The organism is Polynucleobacter sp. UK-Mo-2m-Kol15 (assembly GCF_018881505.1).
Classification (GTDB): Bacteria; Pseudomonadota; Gammaproteobacteria; order Burkholderiales; family Burkholderiaceae; genus Polynucleobacter.
Genome location: NZ_JACVQC010000001.1, coordinates 375,893 through 396,086, shown reverse-complemented (window position 1 = coordinate 396,086; position 20,194 = coordinate 375,893). Strand labels below are relative to the sequence as shown.

The window sequence follows — 20,194 nt, the reverse complement described above, 5'->3', positions numbered from 1 at the left end:
GATTCCTCATTGCTTCTGCTCGCTTTTTTTGCCATCTGCTTCATTTTTTTTCAAACTTGCCGTAGCAAGATGAACTGCAAAACCATTTGCATAACGTAGATCAATTGCATCGACACGATTTGCCAACTTTTCCTGAACCTGTGGCCAATACTTAAAGAGACGCGCCACACGATCCTCGGTTAATGTTTTGTCCGAATTTTCTTCATCTCTACCAAACTCCACCTTCATACCGTTAGATAACTTCACATGCCATGCATAGCGCTCCGAGAGGGTTAAGCTTTTCACTTCTGCACTCCAAGGCTTAAACCACGTATTGGCTTTCTCATACAAGCGCATCACTTCTTTGCTGGCATCTGCTGGTCCAGAGAAATCAATCAACTGAATACCATCTCCCACATCAGAAACACGACCAGCAAAGAGTTCACCATAGGCATTCATTAAGGTATGACTATCAGCTCCACCCCATGTTCCAAAAGGCTTTTGCTCTTCAATACTCACAATCAATCCGTTAGGCCAGACCCTGCGAACGTTGGCATGACGTACCCAAGGCATCGACTCAAAGCCACGCTTCACGTCCTCCAATCTCACACTAAAGAAATTTCCTTGGACTGTTTCTAAGACCTGCTGCTTCACGATAGGCTTATTAATATGTTTGAGCGTTTGTCCAGCCACTGGCTCAATGACGATTTGACGCAAGGCAAAGACTGGGCGCTGACTTAGCCAAATGAGAATTCCAATGGAAACTCCGACCGCAAAACAGCGCATCAAGAAACGGGTCAGCTTTTGCATCCGCTCGGGATAGTTCCAAAGTGGAGATGCCAATGAGGTGAATACTTCACCGCAACCATTGAAGAAGGTGCTTAGCCAACTCATGCTTGCGCAGCCCCTTTGCGTTTTAAGGTTTGACTAATGACCCAGAGAACTAATTCTGCGTAATCAACACCGGCCGCTTTTGCAGCCATCGGAACTAACGAATGCGAAGTCATACCTGGAGATGTATTCATCTCTAAGAGATAGGGTTTACCAGTTTTTTGGTCTAGCATCACATCGGCACGGCCCCAAGTTTTACAACCAAGCGCACGATAAGCAGTCAAGGCTAATTCTTGAACTACTTTATTGACTTCTGGCGCAAGACCAGTTGGGCATAGGTATTTGGTCTCATTAGAGAAGTACTTGTTATGAAAATCATAATTAGCTTCTGGTGGAATGATCTTGATCACAGGCAAAGCTTCTGCATCAACCCCAAATCCAACCAGCGGACATGTCAACTCATCGCCAACAATGCAGGTCTCAGCAATTACCTTTTTGTCCATGGCAGCAGCCAACTCATAAGCTGCGGGCAATTCTTCTATAGATTTCACTTTAGTTAAACCAAGTGAAGAGCCTTCATGTGCAGGTTTCACAATCAATGGCAGACCTAAGTGCTTCACTACTGCACTCCAGTCACTATCAGCCTTCAATTCCTCAAATTCTGGGGTTGAAAGCCCACTACTTAGCCAAACCAGCTTAGTCGCAATTTTGTCGATTGAAAGTGCGGAAGCTAGAACACCGCTACCGGTATATGGCAAACCTAAGAGCTCGAGTAAGCCCTGGATCGTGCCATCTTCACCATAACGTCCATGCAAAGAAATAAAGATACGATCAAATTTTTCATTTACCAGTTCAGTTGGGCAACGCAATCCTGGATCAAATGGGTACGCATCAACTCCTTTCGAGAGTAGCGCTTCTAATACACCGTTACCCGACATCAAGGAAATCTCACGTTCGCCAGATCGACCACCAAGCAATACACCGACTCGACCAAGAGATTTAACATCTAAGTTTGCGAGCTCTTGCTTCACTCGCTCACCCCAAGAAAGTAGTTTTTGGTTTAGCTTAGCCATGTTTAGCCTCAGCTAATATATGAGGTAGGCTAGAGATAGAGCCCGCTCCCATCGTGATTAAGACATCGCCATCACGCAACAAGGTGATGAGTCTTGCTGGCATATCTGCAACGCTTGGCGCAAAGGCTACAGCAGACCCATCCAAGGAATCATTTGCCGTCTTATCAGTTGTAAGAGCCGCCTTCATCAGGCTTTGACCATCTGCGCCAGGAATCTTGGCTTCGCCAGCGGGATATACCTCAGTTAATACAAGTGCATCAAAGTTTTTAAGTACTTGAACAAATTCACCAAAGCAATCGCGCGTTCTTGTAAAACGATGAGGTTGGAAAGCCAATACCAAGCGACGGTCTGGGTAAGCACCACGCGCTGCAGATAAAGTAGCCGCCATTTCAACGGGATGATGTCCGTAATCATCGATCAATGTAAAACTTCCACCAGATGCCAAAGGAATTTCTCCATATCTTTGGAAGCGGCGGCCAACACCACTAAATTCTGATAAAGCCTTCACGATTGCATCGTCTCCAACACCTAATTCCGTTGCAATACCAATTGCCGCCAAGGCATTACGAACGTTATGTAAGCCTGGTAAATTTAATTGCACTTCAAGACGTCCCGGTTTATTACCGTGACGACGTACAGTTTTACGATCTACTGTAAAGTGCATGCGTGTACCCTCAGCACGGACATTACTTGCGCGAATATCTGCATCTTCAGATAAGCCATAGCGCAATACTGGCTGGGAGACAAACGGCATAATATCTCTAACGTTGGCATCATCGATACAGAGCACCGCAACACCATAAAAAGGCATGCGTTGAATAAATTGAACGAAAGCCTGCTTCAATCTTGCCATGTCATGCTGATATGTATCCATATGATCAGCATCGATATTAGTAACGACTTCCATGGCTGGAAATAATTGCAAAAAAGAGGCGTCAGACTCGTCTGCCTCAACCACAATAAAGTCACCCTGACCTAAACGCGCATTTGCACCCGCAGAATTTAACTTTCCACCAATCACAAAAGTAGGATCTAGACCCCCTTCGGCTAGGACTGATGCAACTAAGCTGGTCGTAGTAGTTTTGCCATGAGTACCCGCAATTGCAATACCCTGCTTTAGGCGCATGAGTTCACCGAGCATGACAGCACGCTGAATAACAGGAACTTTAGCTGCGCGAGCAGCTAGTACTTCAGGGTTGTTACCTGTAACTGCAGTAGAAATTACAACTGCCTCTGCAGTACCGATATTTTTAGGATCATGTCCAATATGAATGACGGCACCCAAATCTTTTAGGCGCTTGGTTGCAGGGCCCTCAGCCAAGTCTGATCCAGATACCTGATAACCCAGATTCAGCAAGACTTCGGCAATGCCGCTCATGCCCGCACCACCGATACCAACAAAATGTATTTGCTGAACGATATGTTTCATATACCTACTCCTACACAGTCTGCACAAACTTCAGCCACACGCTGAGTTGCCTGTGGCTTAGCTAAAGCATGAGCACGCTCAGCCATCGCCTGCAGATCTTGGCGGCTAAGGTTTTGAATCATCGACGCCAGATCTTGCGGAGCGAGGTCTTCTTGTGGCAAGAGAATAGCTGCATCAGCATCTGATAAAAATCGCGCATTCGCAGTCTGATGATCATCAATTGCATATGGAAATGGAATTAAGCAAGATGCCACACCACACGCCGCTATTTCTGAAACTGTCATTGCGCCAGAGCGGCAGATCACGAGATCTGCTTGAGCATAGGCACTTGGCATGTCATCAATAAAAGCACGAATGTCAGCAGCAACACCAAAGTTGGCATAACGCTGTTGAAGATCTACAAGATGTTTATCGCCGGCTTGGTGAATTACGTTTGGTCGTGCATCTTTATCCATCAGCGCCAAAGCTGCTGGGATTGCTTCATTTAAGGCGGCAGCACCCAAGCTTCCGCCCACAACCAGAATTGACAGGGGGCCAGTGCGCTCCTCGTAACGTTTTGCTGGAGCGCTTACAGCGTCGAATTCTGCTCGGATGGGATTTCCAACCCACTCAGCATCCGACATCGTGCCTGGAAAACCAGTCAAGGTACGCATAGCAATCTTAGTTAGAGCACGATTAGCACTTCCTGCCACGGAATTTGCCTCATGAAGAACTAATGGCATCTTCAAAAACTTTGTCATCAAGCCACCAGGAAATGTGATGTATCCACCCATGCCTAAAACTACGTTTGGATTGATGCGACGCATGATCTTTAAACTCTGCAGACTTGCTCTTGCAAGATTCAAAGGGAGCATCAACTTTGCCTTTAAACCTTTACCGCGCAATCCACCAAACTCAACCGCCTCAAATGGGAAGTCACATGCTTTTACTAAGCGATACTCCATGCCACTTTGATTGCCAAGCCAAAAAACTTTCCAACCGCAGATGCGCAGGTATTCGGCAACAGCCAGGCCTGGAAAAATATGTCCGCCAGTACCACCAGCCATAATCAAGATGGATGGCTTAGTCATAACTTACCGCCTCGCATCAAGATACGGTTTTCGTAATCAATGCGCAGGAGCATTGCCAATGCAACGGCATTCATCAAAATTCCTGAGCCGCCATAGCTAACTAGCGGAAGAGTCAAACCTTTAGTGGGAAGCAAGCCTAAGTTCACACCCATATTGATAAATGCCTGCCAACCAATCCATATCGCTACACCCTTAGCAGCAAGGCCTGCAAAACTTCGATCCAATTGCAATGCAGTGCGGCCGATCAGGAATGCGCGACGTACGATCCAATAGAATAAGAAAATCATTACCACTACACCAACAAATCCAAGCTCCTCACCAATCACCGCCATGATGAAATCGGTATGCGCTTCAGGAAGGTAATGTAATTTCTCGACACTGCCACCCAGTCCAACACCAAACCACTCCCCACGACCAAATGCCATCAGAGAATGGGTAAGCTGATAGCCCTTATTTGCTGCGTTATCAACCTGCCAGGGATCAATAAAAGCCATAATTCGCTTTTGGCGGAAAGGAGATAAGGCGATGATTGTTACCGCACTTAAAATCCCGACAACCAATAATCCACCAAATAATTTTGCGTTGATACCGCCTAAAAATAAAATTCCGAATGCGATTAGTGATATCACTACAAGAGCACCCATGTCCGGTTCAGCCATGAGCAAGCCTCCAACTAAGGCGACCGCAATACCCATTGGTAACATACCCTTCACAAATGAGTGGAGATATTCTTGGCGCTTTACTGTGTAGCTTGCAGCAAAAATCACAGCAGCAAACTTCATTAATTCAGATGGTTGGAAATTCATCAGACCCAACGGAATCCAACGCTTTGCACCATTTACACCCTTCCCCAAACCTGGAATGAGGACCATAATTAGTAGCAAGACAGTAAAGCCAAAAATGATAGCTGAGTAGCGGTCCCAAACTGTTGTGGGAATCTTAAAGACCCAGATAGCAACTCCGATAGCGATTGCCAATGAAATGCAATGGCGAATTAAGAAGAAATTACTGCTGTAATTTGCATACTTAGGGCCATCAGCCAAAGTAATTGATGCGGAGTAGACCATCACCAAACCAATTAAGGCTAATGACAGTACTGCCCATACCAATAACTGGTCATAGTCCATCATACGTGAGCGAGTTTGCTCAACGCCAGAAACTGCATCTCTCAAACCACTCCGGAAATTATCTATCCCACCTCTAGAGAAATTCCAGAAGCGGCCAAGACCCAAACGATTCTCAGGAAAAAGTTTTTCCCTCAAATTCATACATCAACTCCTTCGAATTGCATGCCCAATTCTTGAACTTCAGCAACGAAAGCTGCTGCACGCGCTTCGTAATCACTAAACTGATCAAAACTAGCGCAAGCTGGGGACAATAAAACGATGTCACCAGACTGAGCTTGTTTTGCAGCTTCGACCACTGCATTTTTTAGAGTGTCACTCATGAAGCACGGCACCGAATTAGCCAAAGCCCCTGCAATAATCGGGGCATCTTTGCCTATCAGGAAAACACCTTTTACAAAGCGAAATACTGGATCGCGCAAGGGGCTAAAGTCTTGGCCCTTGCCTTCACCGCCAGCAATTAACCAAATTCGCTTGCCAGATTCATTAGCACTTAGACCATTCAAAGCGGCTACTGTTGCCCCCACATTAGTGCCTTTGCTGTCATCCACATACTCAACATTCGACACAATCGAAACACTTTGAACACGATGAGGCTCACCATGGTAGTCGCGTAAACCATGCAAGAGCATGTTCATTGGTAAGCCAGCTGCTCGCGCCAAAGCTAGTGCGGCTAATGCATTCAAGGCATTGTGGCGACCACGGATACGCAAAGCATCAGCAGGTATTAAGCGCTTCAGTCTTAATGGCTCATCCTCGACGATAGTTGCTTTACGACGACGCTTAGGTTGGGGCTCAAGATCTTCGTCTATTTCGGCCCAGACTAGCCAATCTATTCCACCAGCTCGTAGATCATGCTCAATACCAAAAGCACCCTGCTCATCGGGTCGACTTGCACCAAAAGTAATGACTGATTTATTTACTTTTTGCTCATCAGTCAGCAAATTCATGACTATTGAATCATCTCGATTCAAAATGCAAATAGTGTCCTTACCGAAGATGTTGGCTTTTGCATCAATGTAGGCTTGCATATCACCATGCCAATCCAAATGATCTTGCGTAATATTTAATACGGTTGCCGCTGTCGCATTGAAAGTACTGGTGTAAACCAATTGAAAGCTAGATAACTCAAGCACCCAGATCTCAGGCATATCAGTAACTTGATCAGATCCATCCAAGCAAGACATCAACTTGTCTAATGCTGCCGGGCTGATATTTCCAGCAACAGCTACTCTCTTCCCAGCACGCTCACATAACTGCCCCGTTAGAGCAGTGGTGGTTGTTTTTCCATTTGTTCCAGTAATAGCCAATACTGCAGGTCGATATTGAGACTGATCTACCTGAGCCATACGATCTAGCGCGGCAATAGCTCTAGCAAAGAATTCCAACTCTCCCCAGATATCGATATCAGCCGCCTGGGCTTTAGATAATAAAAGGGATATTGACTCATGAAGTGGCGATATCCCAGGGCTAATACCGATGACATCAATATTCTTTAAATTAAGCTCATCAAGAGGGCCAAAGTAAGCTTCTTTGAGTCCCGCAAATTCAAGCTCAGCTAACCAGGCTTTTTGTCGCTCATTTAACTTTTCACGGTCACGTGTATCAGCTAAGCTGACCTTTGCAGCATTCCGTAAACACCACTTTGCCATGGCGTAGCCAGACTCACCTAATCCCAATATCAAGAAATGTTGAGGTGCTTGGTAGCCCTCATCTGCGAAGAGTGCTGGATTAGCAAAGGCTTGATCTAAGTTATGCATATGCTTTGGCTTACCGTAATTTCAGACTGGAGAGGCCAATGAGAACCAATAAAATAGTGATGATCCAGAAGCGAACTACTACTTGCGTTTCGCGCCAGCCACCCAATTCAAAATGGTGATGTAGTGGTGCCATTCTAAAAATACGACGGCCTTCACCAAAACGCTTCTTGGTAAATTTGAACCAGAAGACTTGCAGCATCACTGAAAGTGTTTCTGCAACGAAGATCCCGCCCATGACAAAGAGCACAATTTCTTGACGAACAATTACGGCAATAGTTCCGAGCGCGCCTCCTAAGGCGAGTGCGCCGACATCACCCATAAATACCTGAGCAGGATGCGTGTTGTACCAAAGAAATGCGAGGCCTGCGCCACCCATAGCCCCACAGAAAATCATGAGCTCACCAGCCCCGGGAATATAAGGAAATAACAAATACTTTGCGTAAATCGCATTACCCATCACATAGGCAAATGCGCCTAAGGCTGCCCCAACTAAAATCACCGGCATGATTACCAAGCCGTCAAGACCGTCAGTCAAGTTCACCGCATTACTACTACCCACAATTACCAAATAACTCAAAATGATGAAGCCCATTACGCCTAGCGGGTAGCTAATCTCCTTCATGAAAGGAATCAGTAAATTTGATTTTGCAGGCAAGTCCAAAGCGAATCCGCTTTGAAGCCAATCGAAGAATAACTTTAAGACTTTGAGATTATTCACCTCTGATACAGAGAAGGCTAAATAGATAGCAGCAAATAAGCCAATCAAGGTCTGCCAAAAGAATTTTTCTTTGGAGGCCATTCCCTTTGGATCCTTGTGAGCTACTTTTCGGTAATCATCTACCCAGCCAACTAAGCCGAATCCAAAAGTCACAATCATGACGATCCAGATAAAACGATTGCTCAGATCAGCCCACAACATGCAAGAAATAAAAATACCTAAAAGAATTAATACACCCCCCATCGTAGGGGTGCCTGATTTGACTAAATGGGTTTGTGGGCCATCCGTGCGAACTGCTTGACCCATCTTCAATGCAGTGAGCTTACGAATAACCCATGGGCCAGCTGCTAAGCCAATCAGTAGAGCAGTTACTGTTGCCATCACTGCTCTAAAAGTAATGTAGTTAAAGACTCTGAAAAATCCAAAATCATCTTGCAACCATTGCGCCAATATTAAGAGCATGTTTTAGCCTCCTCTAATAAGGCTTGTACAACACGCTCCATGCGCATAAAACGGGATCCCTTAACTAAAATATCTAAATGCACTTGCTTGCTCGACTCTTGATCTGCTAGCGCCATGTTGAGCTCTTCGAGCAATTGATCCAATGTAGTGAAATGTCCAGCAGTACTAGTAAGCCGTGCTTTCTGTGAATCATTAAATCCCTGCACTGCAAATTTGCACTGGTCTCCAAGGGCAAATAATTTACTAATACCTTGCTCAGCAGCATAGGCACCGACTTCCTGATGAAACGCAGGCCCTTGATCGCCCACTTCACCCATATCACCCAACACTAACCAGGAGGCATTTCCAGATTGTTTCAGCGCATCAATAGCAGCCCTTACAGAATCTGGGTTCGCGTTATAGCTATCATCAATCAAAGTGCGGCCCACATTCAGAGGCTTTGATTGCATACGCCCATTTACCGGCACAAAAGACTCTAGACCTGCTTTGATTTTCTCCAAATCTAAACCGGCAGCTAAAGCAACTGCACTAGCTGCTAAGGCATTGCGTACGTTGTGATTTCCTAAGGTATTGAGCTGCACTTCAATTTTGCCGAGTTCCGTTGCAATCTCAACTCTTCCGCTAGCCAATAATTTGCCAGTTACAGAAGGCTTAGATACAACCGATTCAGTAGATAAAGCAAAATCAATTATTTTGCGCTTTGCAGCCACTTGATACCAAAGATTTGAAAATTCAGAATCTGCTGGAAATACTGCGATACCTTCTGGGGGAAGTGCGTTCAAGGCTGCTGCATGTTCTGCTGCAACCGCTTCAACAGTCGCCATAAACTCTTGATGCTCACGCTGCGCATTGTTAATTAGAGCAATATTAGCTTGAGCTATGGCTGCTAATTCCGCGGTTTCACCAGGATGATTCATTCCTAACTCAATTACTGCTAAACGATCGGTTGATCGCATACGCAGCAAGGTTAAGGGTAAGCCAATATCGTTATTGAGATTACCTTTAGTAACTAAGGTGTGGTCTTCACCAACAGCTGCCTTGAAGATTGATGCAATCATCTCTTTTACAGTGGTCTTCCCATTGGAACCAGTCACCAAAGCCACCGGAATAGAAAACTGTGCACGCCATGCTTTTGCTAACTCACCCAAGCCCTGTTTAACATCCCGAACACAAATTGCGGCTAAATTATTTGGGCAAGCCTCTTTATCGCTAATGAGAGCGGCACTAGCGCCTGCTTTAGCGACATCATCTAAGAAGTCATGTGCATTAAAACGCTCACCCGCTAAGGCAATAAATAGTTCACCAGATTGAATCTGACGGCTATCACTACCTACACAAGAAATGGCGGTTACTTGTGTAGACTCGTTATCAGCATGAATTAACTCACTTCCGGGTAGCATCGCATGTACCTGAGCGAGAGTAGTCATGGGCTTACTCATGCACTACCTCCTGCCGCCAAAAGAATATGCTCTTGATCAGAAAAATCAAATTTCTTGCCTTTAATTTCTTGAGTAGACTCATGCCCTTTGCCGGCAACTAGAACAATATCCTTGATATCAGCATGTCGTACCGCGGCCATAATGGCAGCAGCTCTATCGGGTAACACTTGTACATTTGACAGATCACCTGTCATACCAGATTGAATCATGGCAATAATCGACGCCGGCTCTTCAGATCTGGGGTTATCGCTCGTAATCACAATATGATCAGCAAACTCTTGGGCTAGCTTACCCATTTGAGGGCGCTTAGCTAAATCTCGATCACCACCACAACCAAAGACACACCATAGTTTTCCATCACGTTGATTTGCAATTGGACGTAATGTATTCAATGCTTTAGCAAGCGCATCTGGTGTGTGTGCATAATCCACCACAATGAGTGGGCCTTCGGCTTTCTGCACTTTGTTTAGGCGAATTAGTTCCATGCGACCAGAAACAGCAGTTAGCTTACTCATTCGCTTAGATGCCTCATCTAGGCTCATACCCTGAGCAAGTAAGGTCGCCCAAACAGCAAGGCAATTACTGAGATTAAATTCGCCCAATACTGAGAGTTGGACAGTGCTTGAACCTAAGTCATCACAATAAAATTGAGATTCATAACCCGAAGTTGTAAATAGGGTATTTTCAGCATGGGCACGTTTTAAACGATCGCGAAACTTTTCGAATCCAGTAAATGCATTGCTTCTTAATGCAAATCCCCATACTTGAGGGCCATCGATAGCAAGAAGCTTCATCGCTAATTCACGTCCAAATGTATCGTCAAAATTGATGATGGCATTTTCAAGTTGGGGGAACTGAAATAACTTTGCTTTTGCCGCGGCGTACTCCCCCATCGTGCCGTGATAATCCAGGTGATCTTGCGTTAAATTGGTAAATACCGCAGTGCGTACATCCAGCCCAGCAATGCGATCTTGTTCCAGCGCATGAGAAGAAATTTCTATGGCCACCTGCTGAGCACCTGCTTCAAGCAGCTCGTTTAATTGGGTTTGTAAGCGGGGCGCATCGGGAGTGGTGTAACCAGTTTGAATTAATGCGCCTGGGAAACCAGTACCTAAGGTACCCATTACTGCAGTTCGGTGGTGAGATGCATCTAATGCTTGTGCTAGCCACTGGGTAATGCTTGTTTTACCATTAGTACCAGTAACACCAATGATATTTAATTTATTGCTTGGATAGCCATACCACTCAGAGCAAAGCTCCCCTGCCAAGCTTGATAAATTCTCCACAGCAAAACATTCTGGGCGATCCAAGTATTCGTTTGCAACGCCATCAGCAGGATCAAATACAACCGCTGCGGCGCCATTTGCCAATGCTGCTGCAATGTAATCACGCCCATCCCGTAAGGCACTGCCATGACCAACGGAGTATGCAAAGAAAATGTCACCAGATTCAATCTGGCGACTATCAGCAGATACTTTTGCATCCGCCGATGTGAGATCATGCAAATGGGAAATCAAGAGATGGGGTTCAATATTTAGCATTGCCATCATCTTTTTAAAACCGCTGTATTTGTTTTGACTGCGGCACTCTTAATCTCTGTGAGGTTATTGTCCTGCAGCGCTATCTTTCTTGAATTGCTGTCTGGCAACACATTCAAAGTACGTAGAGTCTCACTCACGATTGTAGAAAACACTGGCGCGGCAACATCGCCACCGTAATGACTACCACTAGTTGGCTCATCAATCATTACAGCAACCACAATACGAGGCGCACTGATTGGTGCAAGACCCGCAAAGTAAGCGCGGTATTTATTACCGTAACCCTTACCAACTAATTTATGCGCTGTGCCCGTTTTTCCACCAACGCGATAACCTTCAGCTTGTGCCTTGATTGCAGTGCCACCCGGCTCCGTTACCGACTCCATCATGTTACGCATTTCAATCGCAGTCTTAGCAGAAATAACGTGTGTGCCGGGCTTAAATGCTGGGCTGCGCTCAATTGTGAGTGGCACTAATTCACCATCACGTGCAAAGATGGTGTAAGCGCGAGCCACCTGAAAGAGTGAACCTGAAATACCATAACCGAATGCAATCCTAGCCTGATCGGTTGGCATCCATTTTTTATAGGGGTGGACCGTACCAGCGACTGCGCCAGGGAAGCCAATCTTAGGTGCCTGACCCAAGCCAACCGACGTATAGAAATTCCACATCTCTTCTGCGGTTAAATCATTCATCGCAATTTTAGCTGTACCAATGTTGCTTGATTTTTGAATAATTTGAGAAACAGTCAAGCTGCCATATGGATGAGTGTCCGTAATTGGTTTTGGGCCAACCAAATATTTAGCCCCAATCACCATATTGGTGTTGGGAGTAATAACTCCTTTTTCTAATGCAATTGCCACTGTCAATGGCTTCATCGTTGAGCCAGGCTCAAAGGTATCCGTTAGGACGCGATTTCGTAACTGCTCACCTGTTAACTTCTTACGATCATTAGGGTTATAGCTTGGGTAGTTTGCCAAAGCCAAGATTTCACCAGTATGAGTATCTAGAACCACTGCACCACCGGCACTGGCGCGGTGTTGCTCAACTGCACTCTTGACAGCGTTATAAGCAAGAAACTGAATCTTACTATCAATAGAAAGTTGTAAATCCTTACCATTTTGTGGCAACTGCAAAATGGCAACATCCTCAACAACGCGGCCGAGACGATCTACAACTACGCGACGCGCACCTGGATGTCCAGCCAATTCTTTTTCTCGAGAGAGCTCCATGCCCTCTTGCCCGCGATCCTCGACATTGGTGAAACCAACCACATGCGCCATTGCTTCACCTTCTGGGTAAAAGCGACGGTATTCATTATTTAGACCAATGCCCGGAATTTCTAATTGCTTAATCTTTTGGGCCACTTCTGGATCGACTTGGCGCTTTAAGAAAATCTGTTTTCGCTCTTCTTTTAGCTTTTTACGTAAATCAGATTCGCTAATCTGCAAAAGGCTTGCTAAATTTCGCACCTTATCTGCAGACAAATCATCGGGCACAGTATCGTTATAGGCGATCACCGACTTTGCTTCCAGGCTGGTGGCAATAACCTGCCCATTGCGATCCAAAATTTTTCCACGGGATGCAGGTAACTCCAACTCACGCTGCGTACCACGCACACCCTTCGCTTCATAAAAAGCATTTCCTGGACCCTGAATCCAGAAGGCTCGGATTAACAGCAGCATGAAAACAAAAAATAGCATGAACAGCATGAGGCGTGAGCGCCACATTGGTAGACGCAATACTAAATTGGGCGTAGTTGAAAAACCTACCGTCCTCATCTAGTCTCCTTCAAGTACAAAGTACGTTCTGGAGATATAGGAACCATCCGCAACTGATTGCGAGCAACATCACGAATGCGTGCGGACTTCGAAAGATTGCGCTGCTCATACTCCAAGCGTAACCAGTCTTGATTTAATTTACGCTCTTCAATTTGTGCGCGATCTAAAGAGATAAACAATTTACGCGCACGTTGCTGTGCCGCCACCAAAGAAAGTGCACAGACTAATAACAATACGAGCAGGGTAAGCGTAGCGCGATTCAAGCCAACACTCCTGAGCGTTTTTCAGCAACGCGCATGATCGCTGAACGAGCACGAGGGTTCTCTCTAATCTCAGAATCACTTGGTTTAATACGACCAATAATTTCTAGGGCGCTTTGCGGCAAATCCCTATCGCGAACAGGTAATCCACGTGGCACTTCAACCTTGGCATGTGACTGCAGGAACTGCTTCACAATGCGATCTTCCAGAGAATGAAAACTAATCACTGCTAAGCGCGCACCTGGCTTTAATAAATTAAGTGCCGCTTTTAATCCGAGCTCTAGGTCCTCCAACTCACGATTAATAAAAATACGTAGCGCCTGGAAAGTTCTTGTGGCCGGGTCTTGCCCTACTTCTCTTGTGCGAACCACGCTGGCTACCAAGCCTGCTAATTGCAAGGTTGTTTTTGGAGCCAAGCCTTCTTCTCGCTTTGCCACAATAGCCTTAGCAATCTGAAATGCAAAACGCTCCTCACCATAAGTCTTAATCACGCGTGTGATGTCCTCTTGTGATGCTTGCTCCAACCATTCTGCTGCCGTCAAACCATGATCCGTGTTCATTCGCATATCTAGCGGACCATCCTTGCGAAACGAAAATCCACGGTGTGCTTCGTCCACCTGTGGAGAGCTGATTCCAAGATCTAACAAAATGCCGTCGACGGATTCCGACTCTGCATACTGATCCATCTGCGCAAAACTGTCGTGCACGATTCGTAAACGGGAATCGTTGATTTTTTCTGCCACTGCGATCGCATCCAAATCCTTGTCGAAGGAAATCATGCGTGCGCTCGGAGGCAATTGCGAGAGCAGCCCTTGCGTATGGCCGCCACGACCAAAGGTTCCATCGATCAAAACTAGATTTTTGGATGCCTCGGGAGAGGTGATGCGTGGGCCACTGATCAGCGCCGTCACCGCCTCGGCCAGTAATACTGGGCGATGAGTTATGTTCATGGCACCCTGTCATCAAAAATTAAATTGCTTCAGGGCGTCAGGCATACCCTGTGAGATCGCAGCCTGTTCTTTTGCAGCGTAAGTAGCGGCGTCCCACAACTCCAGATGGCTTCCCATTCCGAGCAACATCACTTCTTTTTCAATACCAGCAGTTGATCGCAACTCCGGGCTTACCAAAATTCTTCCGGCGCTATCCAAATCTACTTCTGCGGCATTGCCAAGGAAGATGCGACGCCACCAATGAGCATCCATCGGCAATTGCGCGACACGAGAGCGGAAGGTTTCCCACTCAGGACGTGGGAACAAAAGGAGGCATCCATCAGGGTGTTTTGTGAGCGTAATTCGACCCTCACCTTGAACCAACAAGGCGTCACGATGCCTTGCCGGCACAGACATGCGGCTTTTTGCATCTAAATTGAGAGCTGACGCACCTTGAAACACCATTTACCCCACTTTTTCACACTTCCTCCCACTTTAGAGGATCGTTATAAGAGGGTCAAGTGTTTTTGGGTAATTTTTTAGGAAATTTCCTAGTGATTACAAACACTTAGCGTCATGTGTTAATGAAATAGTGGCTATAAAAATGCTACTTGAAACAATGGCTTGGAAAATATACTTAAGAACAGGTCTTAGCTATTTAAACTAATAATATATAAATATACTGTTTTAATAAACAGTATCCCAAATCAAAATAGGTCAATTAATTAATTTAGGACTAGATTTTGTAGGCCGTTGCTGTCATCACTTTTGACATCGTCTGCATTACCCTCTGAATCGAGTCCGGTAAGACTTCGCCGCCCGCAACAATTGCAGCCTGCCCATGCTCAATTTCGTCAATACGCATTTGCTCAACAATTGCGCGAGAACGCTCATCTTCTATAGGTAATTTTTGGAGATGACTCTCGAGATGATTTTCAACCTGCTTTTCTGTTTCCGCGACAAATCCTAAGCTCCACTTATCACCCGCCAAGCCAGCAGCCAAGCCGATTACAAAGGATCCTGCATACCAAATTGGGTTCAGATAACTTGCGTGTGAACCCAGCTCTTGGAGGCGTGTTTCACACCAAGCCAAATGATCCATTTCCTCTTGGCCAGAGTGGTCCAACATCTGCCGAATTTCAGGATTACGAGCTACTAATTTTTGGGATTGGTAGAGGGCTTGAGCACAGACTTCACCCACATGGTTGACGCGCATTAATCCAGCCGCATGCTCCCGTTGTTTAGCATCTAATGATGGGGTAGATTGCTTATCTAAACCAGGCATTGAACGATGGGCATGCGCGCCCCCGACTACCGAGCGCAAGGCTGTATCAAACTCAGAAATGACTCGATCTATTAGCGACATGGAGGGCTTAAAAACTAGACTAAAACCTCTGCTTTGCAGCTTTGCTTAGTCTTTAAACCAAGCTCAGCCAATAATTGCCGGTCTTGTTCTGCCTCGGGATTACCGGTAGTGAGTAGTTGCTCACCATAGAAAATGGAGTTAGCTCCAGCCTGGAAGCACATAGCCTGCACGGCTCTTCCAAGCTCTTGACGGCCAGCTGACAAGCGCACTCGTGCACTCGGCATTGTGATGCGCGCTACTGCTATAGTTCGGACAAATTCCAGTGGATCCAATGGCTTTTGATCTTCCAATGGGGTACCCGCTACAGGAACCAAATGGTTGATGGGCACCGACTCTGGATAGGGGCTTAAATTTGCCAAACGCGCCAAGAAGGCTGCACGTTGCTCTCGGGACTCGCCCATACCTACGATACCGCCACAACAAACTGACATGCCTGCAGCACGCACATTAGAAATAGTGTCTAAACGGTCTTGATAGCCTCGGGTAGAGATAACCGAGCTATAGAAGTCCTCGCTAGTGTCCAAGTTGTGATTGTAGAAATCTAAGCCTGCCTCCTGAAGGGCTAGAGCCTGATTAGCCTCCAGCATCCCCAAAGTGGCACAGGTTTCGAGGCCTAAAGCCTTCACACCCTTAATCATGGCTGTCACTTTTTCAATATCGCGATCTTTGGGCTCGCGCCAAGCTGCACCCATACAGAAACGGTTCGAGCCAGCCGCTTTGGCAGCTCTAGCAGCCTCAAGCACCTCATCCAGATCCATCAACTTATTAGCCTTTACATCAGTGTCGTAGCGAGCAGCCTGGGGACAATAACTGCAATCCTCAGGGCAACCACCCGTCTTGATTGACAAAAGCGTGGCTAATTCCACATCACCATCAGGAAAGTTAGCACGATGAGTCTCTTGCGCCTTAAACATTAATTCATTAAATGGGAGGGCAAATAGGGCTTCAATTTGGGAAACCGACCAAGCCGCAGATGCATCAACCTCTTTATGCAAATCTTTTTGAGACTTGACTTGGGTAAGGGGTTTTTCAATAGTTTGGGTAGCCTGCATGGTCGAATTCCAGAAAATAGATCAATTCAAGGCATAAACATAACAGATACAAGCCTAAATTAGGAAAAACTAGTGGTCAAATACCAAAGATGAAGCTTATTTCTGATCCAAATCAAACCTCCCTGGTTGATCGCAGCCTGGATGCCGTTTGGCATCCCTGTACTCAGATGAAACATCATGAGTCATTGCCATTAATTGCCATTACTAAAGGTAAGGGTGCTTGGCTGTTTGATGACAGGGGTAATGCCCTTCTCGATTGCATCAGCTCTTGGTGGACTAATCTTTTTGGACACTCCAATCCGCGTATCAACCAAGCAATTAACAATCAGCTAGAGCAAATTGAGCATGTGATGCTCGCCGGATTTACCCATCCACCTGTTGTGGATCTATCGGAGAAGCTATCCGCTCTGACTCAAGGCCATTTGGGTCACGTTTTTTTTGCATCTGATGGCGCATCTGCGGTAGAGATTGCTTTAAAGATGAGTCACCACTTTTGGCATATAAATAATCAGCCACAAAAGAAAAAATTTGTTTGCCTAGAAAATGGTTACCACGGTGAAACTTTAGGCGCGCTAGCCGTCACTGATGTTGCGATCTTTCGCGCAGCATATGGATCGCTATTGCAAGATGTTTTTACCGTGCCTTCACCTGATGCACGAAAAGCACAGCCTGGTGAAAGCTCTGACGATGTCGCTATGCAGGCAGCAGAAAAATTAGAAGAGTTACTGAAGATAGAGCATCACAATATCGCCGCAATCATTGTTGAACCACTCGTTCAATGCGCTGGACAAATGGCAATGTACTCTCCTAAATATTTACGCCTTGTAAGATCGCTCTGTGATCGTTACAACATTCATCTAATCGCCGATGAAATCGCAGTAGGCTGTGGTCGATCAGGAAAGTTTTTTGCTTGTGAGCATGCTGGAATTTGGCCAGACTTCTTAACGCTGTCCAAAGGGATTAGTGGTGGTTATCTTCCACTATCTCTCTCTATGACAACTGACAAAATTTATCGCACTTTTTATGGCGATCAAATGCAGCAAGGTTTCTTACACTCACATTCCTACACCGGCAATCCATTGGCATGCGCCGCAGCCCTAGCCTGTTTAGCAATTTTTGAAACTGAATCTGTTCTTGAAAAAAATCTTGAGCGTAGCAAAGATCTTGGTAGTGCATTTGCATGGGCAAAAGTAGATTCTCGTATCGAACATTGGCGTCAGCAGGGCATGATTTTGGCTTTTGATGTCAAACCTACTGCGCTCAAAAATTCGACTACCTTTTCACGCGAGATGTTTTCAAAAAGCATGGTGGAAGGCATTCTCATCAGGCCGATTGGCAATACAGTCTATGTCATGCCGCCATACATTCTCTCTACTGAAGAAACTATGAAAATGGGTGCTGCCGTACAACGCGCCCTCAATCAGGTACTAGCATGAGTTCAAAATTTCAAGCTCTCGATATGGCTGAACATCAGATTGCTGACCTCGATGAGCAGCTACTGAGACGTCAGCTGCGCACCACTGAGTCCCCTTGTGATACCAAGGCCCGCGTTAATCAGCGAGAGTTGAAGGCGTTTTGTAGTAATGACTATTTAGGGTTAGCCAACCACCCTGAATTAGTTACTGCACTTGCGGAAGGCGCAAAGCTATATGGTGTTGGTAGTGGTGCATCGCACTTGATTAGCGGTCACAGCATTGCCCATGACCTCCTAGAAAAAAAACTGGCGGCATGCGAAAGCAAGCATATTCCAAATGCAAGAGCGCTGTTCTTTAGCACCGGTTATCTCGCCAATATGAATGCCATTACGGGACTTGCTAGACTTGCTCAGCAGGGTGAAGTCAGCATTTATTCAGCCAAACTCAATCACGCCTCTTTGATTGATGGTGTGCGTCTAGCAAGCGCACAAACTAAAGCTAAAGTAAGTTTGTTTGACCACCAAAATCTTGATTCGCTAGAGGAGGCACTTAAACAAGATACTCACCTACTCAAATTGATTGTGGTCGATGGAGTCTTCAGTATGGATGGAGATATCGCACCCGTAGAGAAGCTACTACGTATTGCTGAACAATATGATGCACTTCTAATGGTGGATGACGCCCACGGATTTGGTGTTCTCGGTGAACATGGCCATGGCATATTGGAGCAGACAGATGTGCACTCCGAAAGAGTTATTTATGTAGGTACGCTTGGTAAAGCAGCTGGCGTGAGCGGTGCATTTATTTGTGCAGCAGCACCCTTCATTGAGTGGCTCATTCAAAAAGGGCGCCCCTATATTTACAGTACGGCAACGCCTCCAGCCATTGCGCACACCCTTCTTAAAAGTCTTGACCTTATCGAAGGAAATGAAGGTATTGCACGTCGCAAACAACTCAACCAACTAATCCAGGTTTGGAATGAAGAGATGACGTTCTCAAGCTGGGGTAAAGTTTCCTCATTAACACCGATTCAGCCAGTGATTCTCGGTAGCAATGCAAACGCCTTAGCGGCAGCCAAGTTGTTAGATGATGCGGGCTATTGGATTCCCGCAATACGCCCACCTACCGTTCCCGTTGGAAGCTCTCGTCTACGCATCACTTTTTCTGCAAACCATCGTGTTGATGACTTACGCGAGCTGATCAAAACATTGCAGGTAATTGAGCAAGAAATAAAAAACAATTCATGACAGTGGATACAGCTACCGGTTTTTTTGTTACAGGCACTGATACTGAAGTTGGCAAAACTTTAGTCAGCGGCGCACTCATTCTTAAACTGAGAGAAGTTGGGATTTGTACAATAGGCTTCAAACCCGTGGTTGCTGGCACCTATGTTGATGCTAGCGGCCAAAAACTCAATGAAGACTTAGAGACATTGCGTATTGCTTCAGGATTAAATTCTCATGAGCACAGTCTCTGTTCCTTTGTTTTAGATGAAGCGGCGGCACCACATCTCGCCGCCCAGAGCAATGGTATTCATCTTGATGCCACCATCATCCTGGATGAATTCAATGTGTTGGCCTCAGAGTTTGATTCAGTGGTGGTGGAAGGTGCGGGCGGATTTTTAGTCCCCCTGAACGAACAGGAGGATTTGGGAGATGTAGCCCAGGCTATGGATTTACCAGTGATTCTCGTAGTGGGTATGCGCTTGGGATGCATTAATCATGCCCTACTCACCTGCGAAGCAATCCAGTCACGACAATTAACTATTGCCGGTTGGGTGGCCAATACACTTTCAGATGAAATGCCCTTTCTGAGGGAAAATATTCAAACCTTAAAAGATCGAATTTTTGCGCCATTCTTGGGCGTCATCCCCGCACTTCCATTGCAGCTTCAAAAATCAGAAAATACCCCCTACTCCATCGAGGCCTTAAGATTTGTTGCGGGGCATATAAAACTGCCAGAGTAAAT

General features: G+C 45.9%; 18 protein-coding genes. 3 read left to right on the top strand and 15 right to left on the bottom strand.

The genetic code is table 11. The features are described from left to right. Positions 1-6: 6 nt before the first annotated feature. The 15 genes from ICN43_RS02145 to bioB form a co-directional block, all read right to left on the bottom strand. Positions 7-873 carry a cell division protein FtsQ/DivIB gene (locus tag ICN43_RS02145; protein WP_216196979.1) on the bottom strand — a complete coding sequence of 289 codons (867 nt, stop codon included), beginning with the start codon at positions 871-873 and terminating at the stop codon, positions 7-9. After that, positions 870-1,883, bottom strand: a complete 1,014-nt coding sequence (locus ICN43_RS02140; protein WP_216196978.1) for a D-alanine--D-alanine ligase — start codon at positions 1,881-1,883, stop codon at positions 870-872. Before ICN43_RS02140 ends, ICN43_RS02145 begins: the two co-directional genes overlap by 4 nt. Next, complete coding sequence (murC, locus tag ICN43_RS02135; protein WP_216196977.1) at positions 1,876-3,312, bottom strand: UDP-N-acetylmuramate--L-alanine ligase; 1,437 nt, start codon at positions 3,310-3,312, stop codon at positions 1,876-1,878. Before murC ends, ICN43_RS02140 begins: the two co-directional genes overlap by 8 nt. Beyond that, on the bottom strand, positions 3,309-4,382 hold the full coding sequence (gene murG, locus ICN43_RS02130; protein WP_216196976.1) for an undecaprenyldiphospho-muramoylpentapeptide beta-N-acetylglucosaminyltransferase: 1,074 nt from the start codon (positions 4,380-4,382) through the stop codon (positions 3,309-3,311). Before murG ends, murC begins: the two co-directional genes overlap by 4 nt. Then, the gene (gene ftsW, locus ICN43_RS02125) at positions 4,379-5,650 is read right to left on the bottom strand and encodes a putative lipid II flippase FtsW (protein ID WP_216196975.1); all 1,272 of its coding nucleotides are present in this window, start codon (positions 5,648-5,650) and stop codon (positions 4,379-4,381) included. Before ftsW ends, murG begins: the two co-directional genes overlap by 4 nt. Beyond that, positions 5,647-7,266, bottom strand: coding sequence for a UDP-N-acetylmuramoyl-L-alanine--D-glutamate ligase (murD, locus tag ICN43_RS02120; protein ID WP_216196974.1), 1,620 nt, complete (start codon positions 7,264-7,266; stop codon positions 5,647-5,649). Before murD ends, ftsW begins: the two co-directional genes overlap by 4 nt. Before the next feature lie 10 nt (positions 7,267-7,276). After that, positions 7,277-8,446 (bottom strand): phospho-N-acetylmuramoyl-pentapeptide-transferase, encoded by a 1,170-nt coding sequence (gene mraY / locus ICN43_RS02115; RefSeq protein ID WP_216196973.1) that lies wholly within the window; start codon positions 8,444-8,446, stop codon positions 7,277-7,279. Continuing rightward, on the bottom strand, positions 8,437-9,885 hold the full coding sequence (gene murF, locus ICN43_RS02110) for a UDP-N-acetylmuramoyl-tripeptide--D-alanyl-D-alanine ligase (RefSeq protein WP_255533384.1): 1,449 nt from the start codon (positions 9,883-9,885) through the stop codon (positions 8,437-8,439). The genes mraY and murF overlap by 10 nt, the downstream gene beginning before the upstream one ends. Then, complete coding sequence (locus ICN43_RS02105) at positions 9,882-11,426, bottom strand: UDP-N-acetylmuramoyl-L-alanyl-D-glutamate--2,6-diaminopimelate ligase (RefSeq protein ID WP_255533383.1); 1,545 nt, start codon at positions 11,424-11,426, stop codon at positions 9,882-9,884. Before ICN43_RS02105 ends, murF begins: the two co-directional genes overlap by 4 nt. 5 nt (positions 11,427-11,431) lie before the next feature. Then, positions 11,432-13,204, bottom strand: coding sequence for a penicillin-binding protein 2 (locus ICN43_RS02100; protein ID WP_255533382.1), 1,773 nt, complete (start codon positions 13,202-13,204; stop codon positions 11,432-11,434). Continuing rightward, complete coding sequence (gene ftsL / locus ICN43_RS02095) at positions 13,201-13,467, bottom strand: cell division protein FtsL (RefSeq protein ID WP_216196971.1); 267 nt, start codon at positions 13,465-13,467, stop codon at positions 13,201-13,203. The genes ICN43_RS02100 and ftsL overlap by 4 nt, the downstream gene beginning before the upstream one ends. Next, a complete protein-coding gene (gene rsmH / locus ICN43_RS02090; RefSeq protein WP_216196970.1) occupies positions 13,464-14,414 on the bottom strand; it encodes a 16S rRNA (cytosine(1402)-N(4))-methyltransferase RsmH in 951 nt (316 codons plus the stop codon). The genes ftsL and rsmH overlap by 4 nt, the downstream gene beginning before the upstream one ends. 12 nt (positions 14,415-14,426) lie before the next feature. After that, positions 14,427-14,855, bottom strand: a complete 429-nt coding sequence (mraZ, locus tag ICN43_RS02085; protein ID WP_216199832.1) for a division/cell wall cluster transcriptional repressor MraZ — start codon at positions 14,853-14,855, stop codon at positions 14,427-14,429. 274 nt (positions 14,856-15,129) lie between these two features. Continuing rightward, a complete protein-coding gene (gene coq7, locus ICN43_RS02080; protein WP_216199830.1) occupies positions 15,130-15,750 on the bottom strand; it encodes a 2-polyprenyl-3-methyl-6-methoxy-1,4-benzoquinone monooxygenase in 621 nt (206 codons plus the stop codon). 23 nt (positions 15,751-15,773) lie between these two features. Beyond that, positions 15,774-16,811: a biotin synthase BioB gene (gene bioB / locus ICN43_RS02075; protein WP_216196969.1), complete on the bottom strand. Its 1,038-nt coding sequence runs from the start codon at positions 16,809-16,811 to the stop codon at positions 15,774-15,776. 89 nt (positions 16,812-16,900) lie between these two features. On the opposite strand from bioB, the gene bioA reads away from it, so the two are divergent. Genes bioA through bioD form a run of 3 tightly spaced genes read left to right on the top strand, consistent with a single transcriptional unit; the run spans position 16,901 to position 20,192 of the window. Beyond that, on the top strand, positions 16,901-18,247 hold the full coding sequence (bioA, locus tag ICN43_RS02070) for an adenosylmethionine--8-amino-7-oxononanoate transaminase (RefSeq protein ID WP_216196968.1): 1,347 nt from the start codon (positions 16,901-16,903) through the stop codon (positions 18,245-18,247). After that, positions 18,244-19,473, top strand: a complete 1,230-nt coding sequence (locus tag ICN43_RS02065; protein ID WP_216196967.1) for an 8-amino-7-oxononanoate synthase — start codon at positions 18,244-18,246, stop codon at positions 19,471-19,473. Before bioA ends, ICN43_RS02065 begins: the two co-directional genes overlap by 4 nt. Next, positions 19,470-20,192, top strand: a complete 723-nt coding sequence (bioD, locus tag ICN43_RS02060; protein WP_216859719.1) for a dethiobiotin synthase — start codon at positions 19,470-19,472, stop codon at positions 20,190-20,192. The genes ICN43_RS02065 and bioD overlap by 4 nt, the downstream gene beginning before the upstream one ends. Positions 20,193-20,194 lie beyond the last annotated feature (2 nt).

Excerpts from the sequence above, each read along its gene's own strand:
- murC (WP_216196977.1), bottom strand. The coding sequence starts at position 3,312 with ATGAAACATATCGTTCAGCAAATACATTTTGTTGGTATCGGTGGTGCG.
- ICN43_RS02105 (WP_255533383.1), bottom strand. The coding sequence starts at position 11,426 with ATGCTAAATATTGAACCCCATCTCTTGATTTCCCATTTGCATGATCTC.
- mraY (WP_216196973.1), bottom strand. The coding sequence starts at position 8,446 with ATGCTCTTAATATTGGCGCAATGGTTGCAAGATGATTTTGGATTTTTC.
- murD (WP_216196974.1), bottom strand. The coding sequence starts at position 7,266 with ATGCATAACTTAGATCAAGCCTTTGCTAATCCAGCACTCTTCGCAGAT.
- bioB (WP_216196969.1), bottom strand. The coding sequence starts at position 16,811 with ATGCAGGCTACCCAAACTATTGAAAAACCCCTTACCCAAGTCAAGTCT.
- rsmH (WP_216196970.1), bottom strand. The coding sequence starts at position 14,414 with ATGAACATAACTCATCGCCCAGTATTACTGGCCGAGGCGGTGACGGCG.
- ICN43_RS02065 (WP_216196967.1), top strand. The coding sequence starts at position 18,244 with ATGAGTTCAAAATTTCAAGCTCTCGATATGGCTGAACATCAGATTGCT.
- ftsW (WP_216196975.1), bottom strand. The coding sequence starts at position 5,650 with ATGAATTTGAGGGAAAAACTTTTTCCTGAGAATCGTTTGGGTCTTGGC.
- bioA (WP_216196968.1), top strand. The coding sequence starts at position 16,901 with ATGAAGCTTATTTCTGATCCAAATCAAACCTCCCTGGTTGATCGCAGC.
- ICN43_RS02100 (WP_255533382.1), bottom strand. The coding sequence starts at position 13,204 with ATGAGGACGGTAGGTTTTTCAACTACGCCCAATTTAGTATTGCGTCTA.
- murF (WP_255533384.1), bottom strand. The coding sequence starts at position 9,885 with ATGAGTAAGCCCATGACTACTCTCGCTCAGGTACATGCGATGCTACCC.
- ICN43_RS02140 (WP_216196978.1), bottom strand. The coding sequence starts at position 1,883 with ATGGCTAAGCTAAACCAAAAACTACTTTCTTGGGGTGAGCGAGTGAAG.
- murG (WP_216196976.1), bottom strand. The coding sequence starts at position 4,382 with ATGACTAAGCCATCCATCTTGATTATGGCTGGTGGTACTGGCGGACAT.
- ICN43_RS02145 (WP_216196979.1), bottom strand. The coding sequence starts at position 873 with ATGAGTTGGCTAAGCACCTTCTTCAATGGTTGCGGTGAAGTATTCACC.
- bioD (WP_216859719.1), top strand. The coding sequence starts at position 19,470 with ATGACAGTGGATACAGCTACCGGTTTTTTTGTTACAGGCACTGATACT.